Source organism: Marinagarivorans cellulosilyticus (assembly GCF_021655555.1).
Taxonomy (GTDB): domain Bacteria; phylum Pseudomonadota; class Gammaproteobacteria; order Pseudomonadales; family Cellvibrionaceae; genus Marinagarivorans; species Marinagarivorans cellulosilyticus.
The window spans coordinates 2,176,308-2,190,493 of sequence record NZ_AP023086.1; the positions used below are offsets into that span (position 1 = coordinate 2,176,308).

General features: G+C 47.8%; 11 protein-coding genes. 8 read left to right on the plus strand and 3 right to left on the minus strand.

Going from position 1 to position 14,186, the window contains the following annotated elements; genetic code table 11:
• Positions 1 to 37 precede the first annotated feature (37 nt).
• Genes MARGE09_RS08520 through MARGE09_RS08530 form a run of 3 tightly spaced genes read left to right on the plus strand, consistent with a single transcriptional unit; the run spans position 38 to position 4,485 of the window.
• Positions 38 to 1,321 (plus strand): imelysin family protein, encoded by a 1,284-nt coding sequence (locus MARGE09_RS08520; RefSeq protein WP_236986907.1) that lies wholly within the window; start codon positions 38 to 40, stop codon positions 1,319 to 1,321.
• Between the two features lie 10 nt (positions 1,322 to 1,331).
• On the plus strand, positions 1,332 to 3,563 hold the full coding sequence (locus tag MARGE09_RS08525; protein ID WP_236986908.1) for a TonB-dependent receptor family protein: 2,232 nt from the start codon (positions 1,332 to 1,334) through the stop codon (positions 3,561 to 3,563).
• A 55-nt stretch (positions 3,564 to 3,618) separates the two neighbouring features.
• Positions 3,619 to 4,485 (plus strand): sterol desaturase family protein, encoded by an 867-nt coding sequence (locus tag MARGE09_RS08530; RefSeq protein WP_236986909.1) that lies wholly within the window; start codon positions 3,619 to 3,621, stop codon positions 4,483 to 4,485.
• Between the two features lie 84 nt (positions 4,486 to 4,569).
• Here the strand turns inward: MARGE09_RS08530 and MARGE09_RS08535 are convergent, their stop codons facing one another.
• On the minus strand, positions 4,570 to 4,767 hold the full coding sequence (locus tag MARGE09_RS08535) for a bacterioferritin-associated ferredoxin (protein ID WP_236986910.1): 198 nt from the start codon (positions 4,765 to 4,767) through the stop codon (positions 4,570 to 4,572).
• Positions 4,768 to 5,270: 503 nt separating this feature from the next.
• Here MARGE09_RS08535 and MARGE09_RS08540 point away from each other — a divergent pair.
• From MARGE09_RS08540 to feoB, 3 genes are all read left to right on the plus strand, one after another.
• Positions 5,271 to 5,873 carry a peroxiredoxin gene (locus MARGE09_RS08540; protein WP_236986911.1) on the plus strand — a complete coding sequence of 201 codons (603 nt, stop codon included), beginning with the start codon at positions 5,271 to 5,273 and terminating at the stop codon, positions 5,871 to 5,873.
• A 243-nt stretch (positions 5,874 to 6,116) separates the two neighbouring features.
• Positions 6,117 to 6,344, plus strand: coding sequence for a FeoA family protein (locus MARGE09_RS08545; RefSeq protein ID WP_236986912.1), 228 nt, complete (start codon positions 6,117 to 6,119; stop codon positions 6,342 to 6,344).
• A 5-nt stretch (positions 6,345 to 6,349) separates the two neighbouring features.
• The gene (feoB, locus tag MARGE09_RS08550; protein ID WP_236986913.1) at positions 6,350 to 8,401 is read left to right on the plus strand and encodes a ferrous iron transport protein B; all 2,052 of its coding nucleotides are present in this window, start codon (positions 6,350 to 6,352) and stop codon (positions 8,399 to 8,401) included.
• A 38-nt stretch (positions 8,402 to 8,439) separates the two neighbouring features.
• Here feoB and MARGE09_RS08555 read toward each other — a convergent pair whose 3' ends face one another.
• Positions 8,440 to 9,786: an alanine/glycine:cation symporter family protein gene (locus MARGE09_RS08555; RefSeq protein ID WP_236986914.1), complete on the minus strand. Its 1,347-nt coding sequence runs from the start codon at positions 9,784 to 9,786 to the stop codon at positions 8,440 to 8,442.
• Positions 9,787 to 10,163: 377 nt separating this feature from the next.
• Here MARGE09_RS08555 and MARGE09_RS08560 point away from each other — a divergent pair, with 377 nt between their 5' ends.
• Positions 10,164 to 10,616 carry a hypothetical protein gene (locus MARGE09_RS08560; protein WP_236986915.1) on the plus strand — a complete coding sequence of 151 codons (453 nt, stop codon included), beginning with the start codon at positions 10,164 to 10,166 and terminating at the stop codon, positions 10,614 to 10,616.
• A 166-nt stretch (positions 10,617 to 10,782) separates the two neighbouring features.
• Positions 10,783 to 11,376 (plus strand): hypothetical protein, encoded by a 594-nt coding sequence (locus MARGE09_RS08565; RefSeq protein ID WP_236986916.1) that lies wholly within the window; start codon positions 10,783 to 10,785, stop codon positions 11,374 to 11,376.
• Between the two features lie 94 nt (positions 11,377 to 11,470).
• On the opposite strand, the gene MARGE09_RS08570 is transcribed toward MARGE09_RS08565, so the two are convergent.
• Positions 11,471 to 13,450 (minus strand): cellulase N-terminal Ig-like domain-containing protein, encoded by a 1,980-nt coding sequence (locus MARGE09_RS08570; protein WP_236986917.1) that lies wholly within the window; start codon positions 13,448 to 13,450, stop codon positions 11,471 to 11,473.
• Between the last annotated feature and the right edge of the window lie 736 nt (positions 13,451 to 14,186).

Below are 14,186 nucleotides of genomic sequence, written 5' to 3' on the forward strand. Positions count from 1 at the left end.
AAACAGTGGCAAAAAAGTTAATTCTACGAGAGAAGTTATGAAACATTTGTTGAGTTACCTCATGGTAGCGAGTTGCCTGTGGGGATGCGGAGATGACGAAACCGTCAGTCGCTTTGTTGATGAGCCTGCCTCTACAGGTAGTTCCAGTGACGGTGCTTTGCCGCCACCGCGTACGCCTTTGTTCAAAAAAGATTACGACTATCGATACCTATTGGTCGATATGGCTGATCGTGTGGTGATGCCGAGTATTCAATCATTCGAGCAAGAAGTTTTGCAGCTAAGTGAAAGCTTAGGCTCTGCTTGCGAAGGTGGTGATGCCGCTTCCATCGAAAACGAAATTATAAATGCTCGTGCGCAATGGCTTAGCGCAATGTCTCGCTGGCAACATTTAGAGTTGCAGTGGCTAGGGCCGTTGGCAGAAAACGAAAATGTTTTACGCAACCGGATTTATTCTTTTGAAACGCCAGCGAGAGCAGAGGCTTGCGCCGTCGATATCGCGGTTGTTGCGGCAGCTGATGCTAACTTTGATGCTGCTACCCGCGCTAATACTGCTCGCGGCTTGGGTGCGCTGGAGTACTTGCTGTTCAATGAGAACTTAAATACGGCTTGCTCGATGGCGGTGCAGCAAACGCAAAACTGGAATGCTTTGCCGGAGTTAGACAAGCTTCAAATGCGTTGCCGTTACGCACAGCTCGCGGCTAATGATGTAAAAGCACAGGCGAATAATTTGACTGAGGCTTGGGCTATAGAGAGCGGCAACTATCGCTCGCGTTTTATTAACCCCGATAATACATCACACCACTTAAAGCAGCTTTCCGACGGGCTGTTTTATATTGAAAAAGAAACCAAAGATGCCAAGCTGGGTAGGCCTTTAGGTTTTTACGATTGTCTTCAGCTAGCTTGTCCTAAGGCTGTAGAGTCACGTTACGCGGCTATGAATGCGCAACATATTGCTGACAATTTACGTGCCTTTAAAGTGGTGTTTAATGGCGCCAACGGTCAAGGCTTTGATGATGTGATTGCCCACGAGGGCTATGCCGAAATAGCACAAGAAATTAACGCCAGTGTTGATGCTGCGATAGTGCTCGCAGAGCAATTAGGCGCGCAAGACTTGCAAGTACAAAGTCAGGCTATTGTTGATGATACCTCTGAAAGTGCGAGCGCGGCCTGCCAAGCGGCCTCCGCAAACCCATCCGTTGAGGATGGTGATTTTTGTGATCTTCACGGTTTTATCAAAAATATCACTGATCAAATGCGAACAGATTTTGTCACCATTGTGAATGTCGATTTACCCAAACGCGCGCAGTCCGATAATGATTAGAGGTGTAGTTGTGAAAAATTGTTTACCTTTGGCTGCGGCAATTACGGCTTTAATGGCCGGTCAAACTATTGCTCAAGAGATTGCAACGCCGGAAATAGAAGAGGTTTATGTGACTGGCGGTGCCGAGGCAATTCGTACGCTGCCCGGTAGTGCAAGCTTGCTCGATAGCGCTGCCATTAAAGAGTTCGATAGCACGGATTTAACCGACGTGCTCGGTCAAGTGCCAGGCGTTTATATTCGGTTCGAAGATGGCTACGGCCTGCGTCCCAATATTGGCATTCGTGGTGCCACATCGGATAGAAGCCAGAAAATTACCCTGATGGAAGATGGCATTTTAATCGCGCCTTCTCCCTATGCTGCACCTGCGGCTTACTATGTCCCTAACGTAAACCGCATGGATGCTATTGAAGTGTTTAAAGGGCCCGCCTCGATTAAATATGGGCCGCATACGGTTGGCGGCGCTTTAAATTTGGTCACCCGTGGCTTACCTACCGAGCGTGAGGCCGAGCTTTCGGCGACCTTCGGCTCTGATAATTATCAAAAATACCGTGCCTTTTATGGCAACCAAAAAAACTTAAGTGGCGGCAGTGAAGTGCGCTATTGGCTAGATGGTTTGCGCTACAGCTCGGATGGTTTTAAGGAGCTGCCCGGCCAGGACACCGGCTTTGCGCGCAATGACATCAACGCCAAAATACAATGGCAAAACCCCAGTGCGGATAAGCCGCAGAGTCTCACGCTTAAGCTCGGTTATGCCGATGAAACCAGTGATGAAACTTACTTGGGTTTATCCGATGATGATTTTGCGCAAAACCCTGTGCAACGTTACGCGGCTAGCGCGCAGGATCAATTTACCTCGGAGCACAGCCAGCTGCACCTGTTGCACGGCATCGAGCTATCTTCCGCTTTGACGCTCAACTCGACAGCTTATGTGAATCGTTTTACGCGCGAATGGAATAAGTTTGATGGCTTTTGGCAGCCTCCCGAAGGCGGTTGCGGAGAAGATGCTGGCGGCGAGAATATTTATTGCGCGCCTGATATAAAAATTATTTTAGACGATCCCGAAAATTTCCCCCGCGAGATGGCGATTTTACGCGGTGAGCGCGATAGTACTGAGGAGTACGAAAAAATCGATGTCACCAATAATGCACGGGATTATGGTTCTCAAGGTGTTTCGAGCAAGTTGGAAGTCGAGTGGGGTGGGCAGTCGGTGGCTCATACGACGGATGTCGGTATCCGTTTTCATCACGATTATGTTGAGCGCAATCATCAGCCCGCCGCTTTTAATATGACTGATGGTGAAATGGTTTACGACGAACAAGCGCGTGCGCCTAAAACGTTGAATAAATCCGAAGCGGATGCGTTGGCGGTCTATGTTAACCATGAGGCTAAATGGGACAAGTTGCGTTTATCTGGCGGTGTTCGCGTCGAAAGCATCGATAGCAAAGTGACTGATTATCTCGAAGTGCCTGAGGAGCAGGTGCAAAAACGCAGCGATACCGTTGTGATTCCGGGCATTGGTGCTTTCTACCAATGGACGGATGAGCTTGGCTTGCTTGCCGGTATCAATAAGGGGTTTTCGCCTTCTGTGGCGGGCAGTGGCGCCGAGCCAGAAGAAAGTGTGAATTACGAATATGGCGTGCGTTATCAAAACGATATTGTTACGGCCGACGTTATAGGTTTTTTCAGTGATTACAGCAATTTAATCGGTCGCTGCCGAGTTTCGGATGCCGGCTGTGGTTCGGCTGAAGAGTTTGATGGCGGTGAAGCGGAAATTTACGGTTTCGAATTTACTTCGCAAGCGGTTCTAGGCTTGGGTGTAAATCTCGATATGCCAGTCTCGCTGGTTTATACCTATACCGATGCCACCTTTGTAACGACTTTTGATTCCGACTTTTCGCAGTGGGGCAATGTGCTTGAGGGCGATGAACTGCCCTATACGCCGCGCCATCAAGCTAACGTGGGGTGGGGTTTAGAAGCCGATAGTTGGTCTGTTAGTTTAAGCGGTAATTTTGTGGGGCGCATGCGCGAATTACCTGATCAGGGCAGTTATGTCGAAGGGCAATTTACGCCCAGCTATACGACTTGGGGCTTGGCGGGGCACTACCAGCCTAGCGAGCAGTGGGACTTACTACTGGCCGTCGAAAATATGTTTGATAAGCAAGTTATTGTATCGCGTCGCCCTTTCGGCGCTCGCCCCAATCAGCCCTTAACGGTCAAAGCGGGTGTTAACTTTACTTTCTGATGCATGGCAGGACATATGGCATGACATAGTCGGGTGGCTTTCGCAGTCACCGGCTATGCTCTTGCCTGTATTAAATACGCCTGTGCAAAGCGCTATGGACCCATCGCGCAGAACTTATTGGGTATTTTTGCTTGCCGCGATTGCTATCGCTATTGTTGTTCTGGCGCTGCAGCAGGGGGCCTTTTATTGGCGGCGCTGGCTGCGCACTTTTTTCTCACGACAGTATTTTCTTTCTCGCTCAAGCGCTACCGATATTGGTTATTGGTTTTTTAACGCTGTATTAAAGCTCGCCGTTATAGTGCCTTTAATGGGTGGGCACCTTGTGTTTACTTTGTTTGTGGTTCGTTTTTTACACCACAACATTGGGCCTGCGCCTGATATAGATGGGCAGTGGATGGCGATACCTTGGGTGATGATGACTGTTTATACGCTCGTATTTCTAATAACAGAAGATGCAAGTCGTTACGGTTTGCATCGTCTTATGCATCAAGTGCCTTGGCTTTGGCGCTTCCACAAGGTTCACCATTCGGCCAAAGTCCTAACGCCTTTTACTCTTTATCGGGTTCACCCTGTAGAAATGACGCTATATTACTTTCGAGGCACCTTAGTCTTCGGCTTAGTGAGTGGCGTATTTATTTATTGGTGGGGCGCAAAGGTGAGTGGTTGGCATATTTTGGGCGTTGATGCCATTGGCTTTTTGTTCAATCTTGCGGCGGCTAATTTACGTCACAGCCATATTTGGCTGAGCTTTGGCTTTTTAGAGCGCTGGCTTATTAGTCCTGCGCAGCATCAACTGCACCACAGCACTAACCCTAGTCATTTTAATCAAAACTATGGCGCTATACTCGCCGTGTGGGATCGTTGGTTTGGTTCGTGGCGCCAAGCGGGAAAGCGGCAAAAATTAAACTTTGGGATTGAGTGATTCAGGCTTGTTAAGGGGGGAAGGGAGGTAGTGCTTGGGAGAGCGAGCTAGCCAAGGGGCTGCTCGCTTGCGGTGCTCAAGGTGTTAGGCGGCAGAATAGAAGTTGCCAGTATTGATATCGCTTAAAAATCCGTTGACTAGGTCTTTGGTTAGGCCGGCACACTTTCCGCACTGAGTCATAATGTCCAAGTTTTCACGAACTTCACGTAAACTTTGGGCACCGCCCTCTACAGCGCTGCGAATTTGCGAATCTGTAATACCTTTGCATAAACATACGTACATAGTGTGTACTCATATTTACGGCTAACAGCCGAGGGTTGATGCCTTAAATGGGGCCCAGCTCGTAAAAGCTGGGTGTTTATCGAGCGATATTTGAAGGGGTTGCTCAATATATGCACTCAGGTTATTGCTAATGATAATAGTTGTCAATTAGATTTGTTTTGGTTTTGCTAATTTTTGACGTTTTTGTGACGAAGCGTTGTTATTGAGGATGAGTGATAGCCTTTGCGGAGCATATAGAGAGCTATCGAGCTTATATAAAAAAACTATTGGTTTGTCGGTGTGAGGCGATTAACATAGCCGCGAGTTATTAGGGTTATACACTTGATAGCCTAGCGTACAAGTATTGCGAGCTACTTTCGTAATTTGCTGGGGTTGAAATTGCCGAAACTGGCAGCACCTTGGCTGAAGCAGTTTTTAGTGTTAGCTGCAGCTCAGTTAACACTTCTCGTTTAGTGCGGGTTACCCCGCATAAAAATCCACATACCATTCATTGGAGACACATCATGGGCGTATTAGTAGGTAAGGCAGCACCGGACTTCACAGCACCTGCAGTATTAGGTAACGGCGAGATTGTTGATGCATTCAACCTTGCAGAAACCATTAAAGGTAAAAAAGCGGTTATTTTCTTTTACCCATTGGACTTCACCTTTGTATGCCCTTCAGAGCTTTTAGCTTTTGATTCGCGCTATGAAGCTTTCCAAAAGCGTGGCGTAGAAGTGATTGGCGTTTCTATCGATAGCCATTTTAGCCACAACGCTTGGCGTAACACCGCTGTAAACGACGGTGGTATTGGCCCAGTCAAGTACACTTTGGTCGCTGACATCGCTCACGAAATTTGTAAAGCCTATGACGTAGAAAGTGACGGTGGTGTAGCTTTCCGTGGTTCTTTCTTGATTGACGAAGATGGCACTGTGCGTCACCAAGTCGTTAATGACCTGCCTTTAGGCCGTAACGTTGACGAAATGTTGCGCATGGTTGACGCTTTGGCTTTCAACCAAGAGCACGGTGAAGTTTGCCCTGCAGGTTGGCAAGAAGGTGATGCTGGCATGACTGCATCACCAGAAGGCGTTGCTGCTTACTTGAGCGAGAATGCTGGTAAGCTGTAAGCACACAATCGTTGTAAAAAAGCACCCATATTTGGGTGCTTTTTTTTGCCTGTTAGAAACTGCCATGGTGGCTAGGCGTTTTGTGATGGGGGCCAAGAAAATTTGTGCTTCGTCAAAGAAAACTTTAATGCGAATCATTATTAATTGAATCTGCGATTACTTTAGTGCACACTCTTTATAGGCTTCTACGCGCAATATTGTTGCGTTAAGAGGCCTCTAAACTTGAGTTTCACGGTGGTAAAAATGACATTAAATCAATTGTTTGAAGGCCAATCAGGCACGATTAGCGCTCTAGAAACACTGAATAACGCTTTGGTTCGGCAGTGCGGCACGCTAGGTTTGATTCCAGGTGCTGTTGTGCAGGTATTGCGCCGCTCGCGCGGTAAAGGGCCAATGCAAATAAAATGTGACGGGACTTTATATGCCATTCGCGCCGATGAGGCCGCTCAAATTCGAATTACTGTTGCGTAATTAATGTGAAAGAAATAGCCCTGATCGGAAGCCCCAACTGCGGTAAAACTACACTCTTCAATCGCCTTACTGGCACCCGCCAACGCACAGGCAATTGGCCTGGTGTGACTGTTGAACGCAAGGATGGGCGCCTGCCTTTGCCTAGCGGCGAATCTGTTCGCGTGGTCGACCTTCCTGGTATTTATTCTCTGCACGATGATATTCAAGGGGTGGAGGCGCGGGTCGCGCATACGTATATTCAATCGCATAACCCTGAATTGGTTATGGTGGTGTTGGATGCTACCCGGTTAAGTCGCCAGCTTTCGTTGTTGCCCGATATTATCGCTACGGGTAAGCCCGTTATTCTTATCGTAAATATGCTTGATAGTGCTGAAGCCGAAGGTATTCAGGTGGATCTTGGCGCTTTGCGAAAAGGCACGGGCCTGCCTGTAGCTGGGGTTGTCAGTTCTACCGGTATTGGCGTGGACGAGCTTAAACAGCAAATCGATACGCTACTGTTGTCTTACCCTGCTGGTCGTGTTGATTTTGATGTTGCCGAGTTGGCTAAAAAAGTCTATCGCAACACAGGCAAGCAAAGTCGTACCGAAAAAATTGATAAATGGCTGCTTCACCCCATTTATGCGTTGCCTATTTTTTTGGCCACGATGTATTTGTTGTTTACCATTTCGGTAAATTTGGGTGCGGTATTTATTGATTTCTTTGATATTTTATTGGGGAGCATCTTTGTTGATGGCACCCGCTGGGTTACTGCGACATTAGGCGCCCCTCAGTGGTTACAGGCCGTTTTGGCTGATGGCGTTGGTGGTGGTGTTCAGCTCGTCGGGACCTTTATTCCGGTTATTGGTTGTTTGTATTTGTGCATGTCGGCTCTGGAAGATTCGGGTTACCTCTCGCGCGCTGCTTTTGTTATTGATCGCTTAATGGCCAAAATTGGTTTACCAGGCCAAGCGTTCATACCGTTAATTATTGGCTTTGGTTGTAATGTGCCGGCGGTGATGGCCTCTCGTGCCCTTGGGCAAGCGAGTGCGCGGCTGACGACGATCTTTATTGCGCCTTTTATGTCTTGCGGCGCACGTTTATCGGTGTATGTTTTTGTGGGCACGGCGTTTTTCCCAAGTCAGGCGCAGAATGCGATTTTTGCTTTGTACTTACTCGGTATTGGCGTAGCAGTTATTTCTGCATGGTTGCTGCGCCGCAAGTTGTTTGGTGGTGTAGTTGGGGCAAATATTGCTGAAATGCCTGCTTACCACCGCCCTTTATTGCGTAATGTATTGACGCAAACATGGCACCGCCTGTACTCATTTATTTGGCGTGCAGGTAAGCGAATTTTAGTTGTAGTTATTTTGCTTAATGTTTTTTCTTCTTGGGGAACCGACGGCAGTTGGGGGAACCAAGATAGCGAAAACTCTATGTTGTCGGCAACGGGTAAAGTGCTTACACCCATGTTTACCCCTATGGGGGTAGGTGAAGATAATTGGCCGGCTACTGTAGGCCTATTTACTGGGCTGTTTGCTAAAGAAGTTGTTGTGGGCACGCTTGATACCCTTTATACCCCACCAGTGGTTAGTGAAGAGGGTGATGCTATTAGTGCGCCGGATGTAGTGGCTGATACATTGGCTGCTTTTACGAGTGTTTGGGACAACTTCGGCGGCTTAGCAGGGGCCTTACTTGACCCGCTAGGAATTGGTTCTGCGCAAGATGATATTGCCGGCCAAGCCCCAGGTAGTTACAAGGCGATGCAAAGTTTATTTCCATCGGCATGGGGCGCTTTTTGTTACTTAGTGTTTATTCTTTTATACGCGCCTTGCGTGGCCACCATCGGTGTTATGCAAAAAGAAGCCGGTCAAGTTTGGTTAGGCTTTTCAGTTGTATGGAGTTTATTGCTGTCGTATTGGCTGGCATCGAACTTGTGGCATTTAAGTTTGTTATTGGTTAGCCCTATAGCTGCAGGGGGATGGATTGTTGGCTCCTCACTGGTGCTTTATTTGTGTTACCGGCTAATTATGTCGCAAATGCGGCGAGGGATTCGAGACCATATCCCAGCAATAAATGTATAAAAAAAACAGCGCTTAGGCGCTGTTTTTTTATGGGTGTATTACTTTGCGTTTAACTTTTTGAAATACTCTTTGCTGAGCTTAACAACAACAGGGCTGAGTAAGCATAAAGCAATTAAATTCGGCAGTGCCATAAGGCCATTAAGTGTATCGGCTAATATCCATATTCGTGATAGCTCTGCAATCGCGCCAAGCGGTACCACGGCGACCCAGAATATCCGAAACGGAATAATAGCTTTAGGGCCGAACAAAAATTCCGCGCAGCGTTCGCCGTAGTAGCTCCAGCCCAGTAGGGTAGTGAATGCAAATATGGCAATGGCGATAGAAATAATTAAATCGCCAAAAGGGAGTGCACTGTTAAAAGCGAACTGTGTCATCTGTGCGCCCTTGGCGCCGTCAGCTAACCAAGCACCAGACACTACAATGGCAAGCCCTGTGACACTGCACACTACAAGGGTGTCTAAAAATGTGCCGAGCATGGCGATAACGCCTTGGCGAACAGGGCTGTTGGTTTGTGCCGCCGCGTGCGCAATAGGGGCACTGCCTAGGCCGGCTTCGTTTGAAAAAATACCGCGCGCCACGCCAAACCGAATGGCGGCCATTACTGCTGCGCCAGCAAACCCACCTTGTGCGGCGACGGGGGTAAAGGCGCTTTCAATAATTAATGCTAACGCCGCTGGAAGGCTGCTGATGTGGCTAAGTAATACCCATAGGCCGCAGGTGATGTAGCCAATGGCCATTAGAGGAATCAGCTTGCCGGCAACGCTAGAAATACGTTTAATGCCGCCGAGCAGAACGGCGCCAACGAGCAAGGCTAAGGCAATACCGGTTAACCATGTGGGTATATTAAAAGAGCCCGCGAGCGCATCGGCAACCGAATGTGCTTGTACGGTATTACCTATGCCAAAGCCTGCCAGTATGCCAAAAAAGGCGAAGGCAACGCCCAGCCATTTCCAGCGCGTACCTAGGCCATTTTTAATGTAATACATGGGGCCGCCAACGTGTTTACCCTCTTTGCTGACCTCGCGGTAGTGCACCGCTAAAACGGCCTCCGCGTATTTTGTAGCCATGCCAAGCAGTGCGGTGCACCACATCCAAAACAATGCACCAGGGCCGCCTAACCCGATTGCTGTTGCAACGCCGACGATATTGCCCGTGCCTATAGTGGCCGATAGTGATGTCATTAAAGCTTTAAATGGGCTGATTTCACCATCGCCTTGGCTTTGCCTGCCGGCAGCCAGCTGTTTAAAACCGTAGCCAATTTTTCGCAAGGGTTGGGCGCCTAAGCGAATCATCAAAAATAGGCCGGTGCCTAAAATTAATATCATCATGTAGGGCCCCCAAACGAGGCCGTTGATAAAACCTAAGGTGCTATCAAAAAATTGCATGTTCTTTTCCTGCTGAGCATCGCACTGGAGAAAAGCGCTGTTTGTATTGCGTGTCGAAATAAAAACGCAGCATGCGACAAAAATAACGCAGGGTAAAGGCAGGCTTTTGGGGGAGGGAAAAAAGCCCCAGCCTTGCGTATGCGTAAACGCGGCAATTAGGGGCAAGCAACCGTGGAAGAACACAAACGCTAGGCGCTGTGTTTTCAGCAGCGTGCAGTATGGCGCCTGCATGTTGCTGAGTTCTCAATATACGATATCAATTCTCTTTTGTAAATGATAATTGTTTGCATTTGATTTGTGTTGTTGCTAAATTTACAGTACACAACGCGGCGGCTTCTATTGCGGCCATTAACAAGTGACGTTATTGAGGAGGAATCATGAGTTACCAATACTTATGCACAAAGCATCAATCCACGGTGAGTGCGAATCCTTGCGGGGCTTATAATTGGTGGCTTAAAACAATTGCCTTGGCAGAGCAGGCCTTCGCCGCTCGCGATTTTACGACAGCGCGAGTATTTGTGGGGACCGCTTTTGAAATCGCACATTTGCGTTTATCGCTGGCGCAGGACCGCACAGGGGTAAGTCAGTATGCAGAGCGTTTGGCGGAAGCGAGCCGTTTGCGTGTGCGGGTGCTAACACAGCTTGGCTTGCTGGACGAGGTTGAGCAGTGTTTATTGGATACTCAGCAAGTATTGGCTGCGGTAGAGGCCAATGGTGTGATGTCTGTTAAATCATTGTTGCTTGAATTTACTCAGCGAGCCCGAGCGCTACTGCAAATGCTTGGCCGGGCTGATGCCTTACTGCCAGAGCGGCCCATAGCGCTACATTAATGTTGCAGTGTTACAGGGTGTTATAGGGTGTTATAAATAGGTTAAGCATTGTTTATTAGCGCACAGTTTGCCCTGTTGGCCGGCTGATTTTGTGCAGGCTTCGCATTAATCGTGCATTGCATTTGCTACCCTTGCTGGCTATTTATTTGTAAAGCTTGATGTGATTATGTTGACACCAACCGAAGAAAGAATCCTAAGAAAAAAACTACAAGACTATAACGGCAAGGTTGAACACTTGTTTTTAAATGCGCAGGGCCAGGTGTGCGTAGGGATTGCCCATGTGTTGGGCTCGCCAGAGGAAGCGCTTGATTTATCTTTTACTAACAAAAACGGACTTAAAGCTTCGGGTGAAGAAATTCGTGCTGATTACGATGCCGTTCGCCAGCTAGCGCCCAACCGAATAGCTTCTTTTTATAAGCGCCATTTAAAACTGACATTACCTTCAAGTGAAATAAACCGGCTGACTAATCAGTCATTGGCGCAGTTTTACACTGACCTTACTCAGATGTACGAGCAGTTTGATGCCTTCCCTTCTGATGCAAAGCTTGCCTTATTCGATATTATTTTCGGGATGGGGGCGTCTGATTTAGCTGATTGGATAACATTTAATGAATCTATTCGAGCTCAAAATTGGCAGCGTGCAGCGTTAGATTCCGCAAGGCCTTTCCCTGTAACTGCAGTGCGTAATATTTATGTGCAGGGGCTTTTTGAGAAAGCCTTTAGATCTAGTAAAGAGCCTGATGCTTTAGCGTGTAGTTAAAGCGCGTAATTCAAGTGTGCTGTTAAAATTGAAGTGTGTTGTTAAAGACGAGGGCGGCCATGGTGATTACCATGGCCGCGAGAGCATTAAACGATTAGAGCGCTACTTTAGCGCGTCGAGCCATAGCTGCTAACGCTCCAAAAGAGAGAAGTAGCCATAGTTGGTTAAGGCTAAATATCCCTGCTTTTTTATCGCTGCTGCTAGGCGCTTGAGGTTCTTCTTGTGCAGCCTTTTTGGGGTTCGCTTTAGCTTTGATTGGTGACAGTGCAAAAAGGCTCGGCGCAACTTCGGTGGTGAAATAAGACACCGGTACTAAAGAAGCGTTAGCGTCAATTGAGATCTCACGTGAGCTCCAGCCTGTGCCGGTAACCGCAAACATTTTTAAGCCAGGCTGCGAGCCAAATTTAGGCATGGCGCCGTCATTAGCGTTGGTCCAGTTGTTGGGGCCTAACACCATTTTTCCTGGCCAGCTATCATCATTGTTAACACCATCGTGTGTACGCATTACGGCATTTTCTATTTCGGGGTAACCTTGAGCGGTAAACATGGCAAGGTTCATCGCGTTAACGCCGCTAATGTGGTCTAGCACGGCAACGGCGCTACGTGCAAAGTTTGCTGCGCGGTCATTGGCTTTTTGCGCTTTTGCTACTTCGGCGGCAGCCATTAAAATGCGTGCGTCGTTTAAAGCCATGCGGTGTGAACCCCAGCGGAAGTTATTATCCACATCGTCTTGGTCGCCACTATCCCACTGATCCGATTGCGCATCCCAAGTGACGCCAGGGTAGCCGACTTGTTGATATGCCGCTATCTCGTCTGCTTTTTTCAGTAGCTTAAGTTTGAACTGGCTTAAGTCGATATCGTGCAGCGTTTCATTGCTTAGAAGCGACAAGCTGCCTTCCATTGCGACTGCGCCCCACCAGTAGGAAGAGACCTCGTTAAAACGTGGGTGTGTGGTGACGGCAGTTTTGAATGTTTTAATATCGTTGGTTTGCTTCAATACTATAGCGGCTAGGTAGGTTTCAACGAGAGCGGCATATTCGTCGTCTTGGGTGTTGTCTTTACCTGGGTGGCAATTATCGCGGGGTTTTTCTGGGTTGCGGTAACCGCTGTAATTGTCGTTGTCTGGGTACATGCCGCCTTCACCACCAAAGGAGTCTATCTGGCGGCAGGTTAATGGTTCTGTTTGAGCATTTTTAAGTGCAGTAACGGCTAATTTATAAGTTTCTTGTGCTTGCTCGGCAGTGCCATATTTATGGTGTAGCCTTGCCATCGCACCGAGGGTGCGGGCGGTAGAAAATGTCGCTTTTGTTTCTGGCTCAGAAACACAAGTGCCGTCGAAGTGCGGGGCGCAAGCGGCATAGCTGTCATTCACATTAGTGTGAAATTTAGGGATAGCCAGTTTGCCGCCATAATCAAAGACGTGATAAAACTGCTCTGTAAGTACCTTTAGCTGTTCGTAAACGGTACGGCCACCCTTAATATTGCTGCTGTAGTAGGTGTTAATGTTTGGGTAGGTCTCGAGCATATTGATTAGCGCCCAAGAAGCCTCTGCGGTATTAACGGGGTATACGCCATTATCGCCAGCGTCTATCACATAAGAAAATGTAATATTGAGCTCTTTGTTCCAATCGTTTTTCCCTTGGGTAAACGTGGCTTTAGCTTCGTGATCACGGAAATAATCAAAAAACTCATACTTAATTTTACCGTAAGGGTCAGCCGAAATGCTAAAGGGCGCTGATGTGTCTTTGCCTACTTTCAGGGTTAATTGCTTGCCTTCTTCAGTACAGGCCGAAAAGTCGATGCGGTAAAAGCTATCACCAGAAGCAAAATCATTGCTGATATAAGTGTCTTCGGTGCCCTTGCAATTTGTACCAGCGACTTGCCACTCAATAGCACCTTTGTTATCGCTTAGGTAAATGGCTGTCTTTTTAGCCTGAGGTAAATAGCCTGCATAGTTGACCCGAAAGCGGTCCTTTAATTGGCTGCCGTCGTCTGCGGCATGGGCTGATATCGAGAGTGTTAGGGCTGTGGCGCAAGCCACTGCTCCGGCCAGCGGGGATAGTCGTGGGATCATGGGGAACCTAGCTATTCTTAGTATTGAGTTGTATTTATTGGTGGGGATTGTAGCACCTCTTAAGAGGCCTTTGGTTCAGTAGTCAAGTGTAGTTGCGATGAAAGAATACTGCTATTCGTTTAAAGATTATGTCTAGTTAAGTTGTTGGATCGGCTGAAGTTTGCGCCTCAATGCGTTGCTTAGGCTTACTTGCTGATTATTGAATGCTAATAGGGGCGTATTTTTATTTTGCGGCGCTTAGGGGGGGGCACTTCTGCTGATGTTTACGTAGTTTTACGTATATAGCCGTTAGTGTTGGGGGCTCATAATAATCCTAGAAACCGCAGTTGAAGCATCCAAGTCTACGAACCCCCGCATACTGTACTGGTCTAATAGAACCGGACACCTGATGCACGATAAAAATGATTCATCAGCAGTAAGGTGGCTACGCATTTTTACCGCACGCCACGCACACCAAGGGGGTGCGCATCTTTTGGGTTCACAATTACGGCTTCTAGGATAATGTACTGATTGAACGGGTTTATGGCGAGCGCATTGTGGACCCTAACGTTGCATTAACTTTTGGCCCAGGATCGCTTCGCTGCTTCTATAGCAGTATTTCTAACGTCGTACTCAATTTTTCTGGATCTCACCTAGAGTGACTAGTATCAATCCAAAAAAATCTCCGTTCAACGCTATAAATACCACTCTAAAAGCTCCTGAACTCAATATCTAATGCAACGTTAGGGTGGAGCGC

Bases quoted from the DNA above. Each gene is read 5' to 3' on its own strand.
- MARGE09_RS08520 (WP_236986907.1), top strand. From the start codon at position 38: ATGAAACATTTGTTGAGTTACCTCATGGTAGCGAGTTGCCTGTGGGGA.
- MARGE09_RS08570 (WP_236986917.1), bottom strand. From the start codon at position 13,450: ATGATCCCACGACTATCCCCGCTGGCCGGAGCAGTGGCTTGCGCCACA.
- MARGE09_RS08560 (WP_236986915.1), top strand. From the start codon at position 10,164: ATGAGTTACCAATACTTATGCACAAAGCATCAATCCACGGTGAGTGCG.
- MARGE09_RS08555 (WP_236986914.1), bottom strand. From the start codon at position 9,786: ATGCAATTTTTTGATAGCACCTTAGGTTTTATCAACGGCCTCGTTTGG.
- MARGE09_RS08540 (WP_236986911.1), top strand. From the start codon at position 5,271: ATGGGCGTATTAGTAGGTAAGGCAGCACCGGACTTCACAGCACCTGCA.
- MARGE09_RS08530 (WP_236986909.1), top strand. From the start codon at position 3,619: ATGCTCTTGCCTGTATTAAATACGCCTGTGCAAAGCGCTATGGACCCA.
- MARGE09_RS08545 (WP_236986912.1), top strand. From the start codon at position 6,117: ATGACATTAAATCAATTGTTTGAAGGCCAATCAGGCACGATTAGCGCT.
- MARGE09_RS08535 (WP_236986910.1), bottom strand. From the start codon at position 4,767: ATGTACGTATGTTTATGCAAAGGTATTACAGATTCGCAAATTCGCAGC.
- MARGE09_RS08565 (WP_236986916.1), top strand. From the start codon at position 10,783: ATGTTGACACCAACCGAAGAAAGAATCCTAAGAAAAAAACTACAAGAC.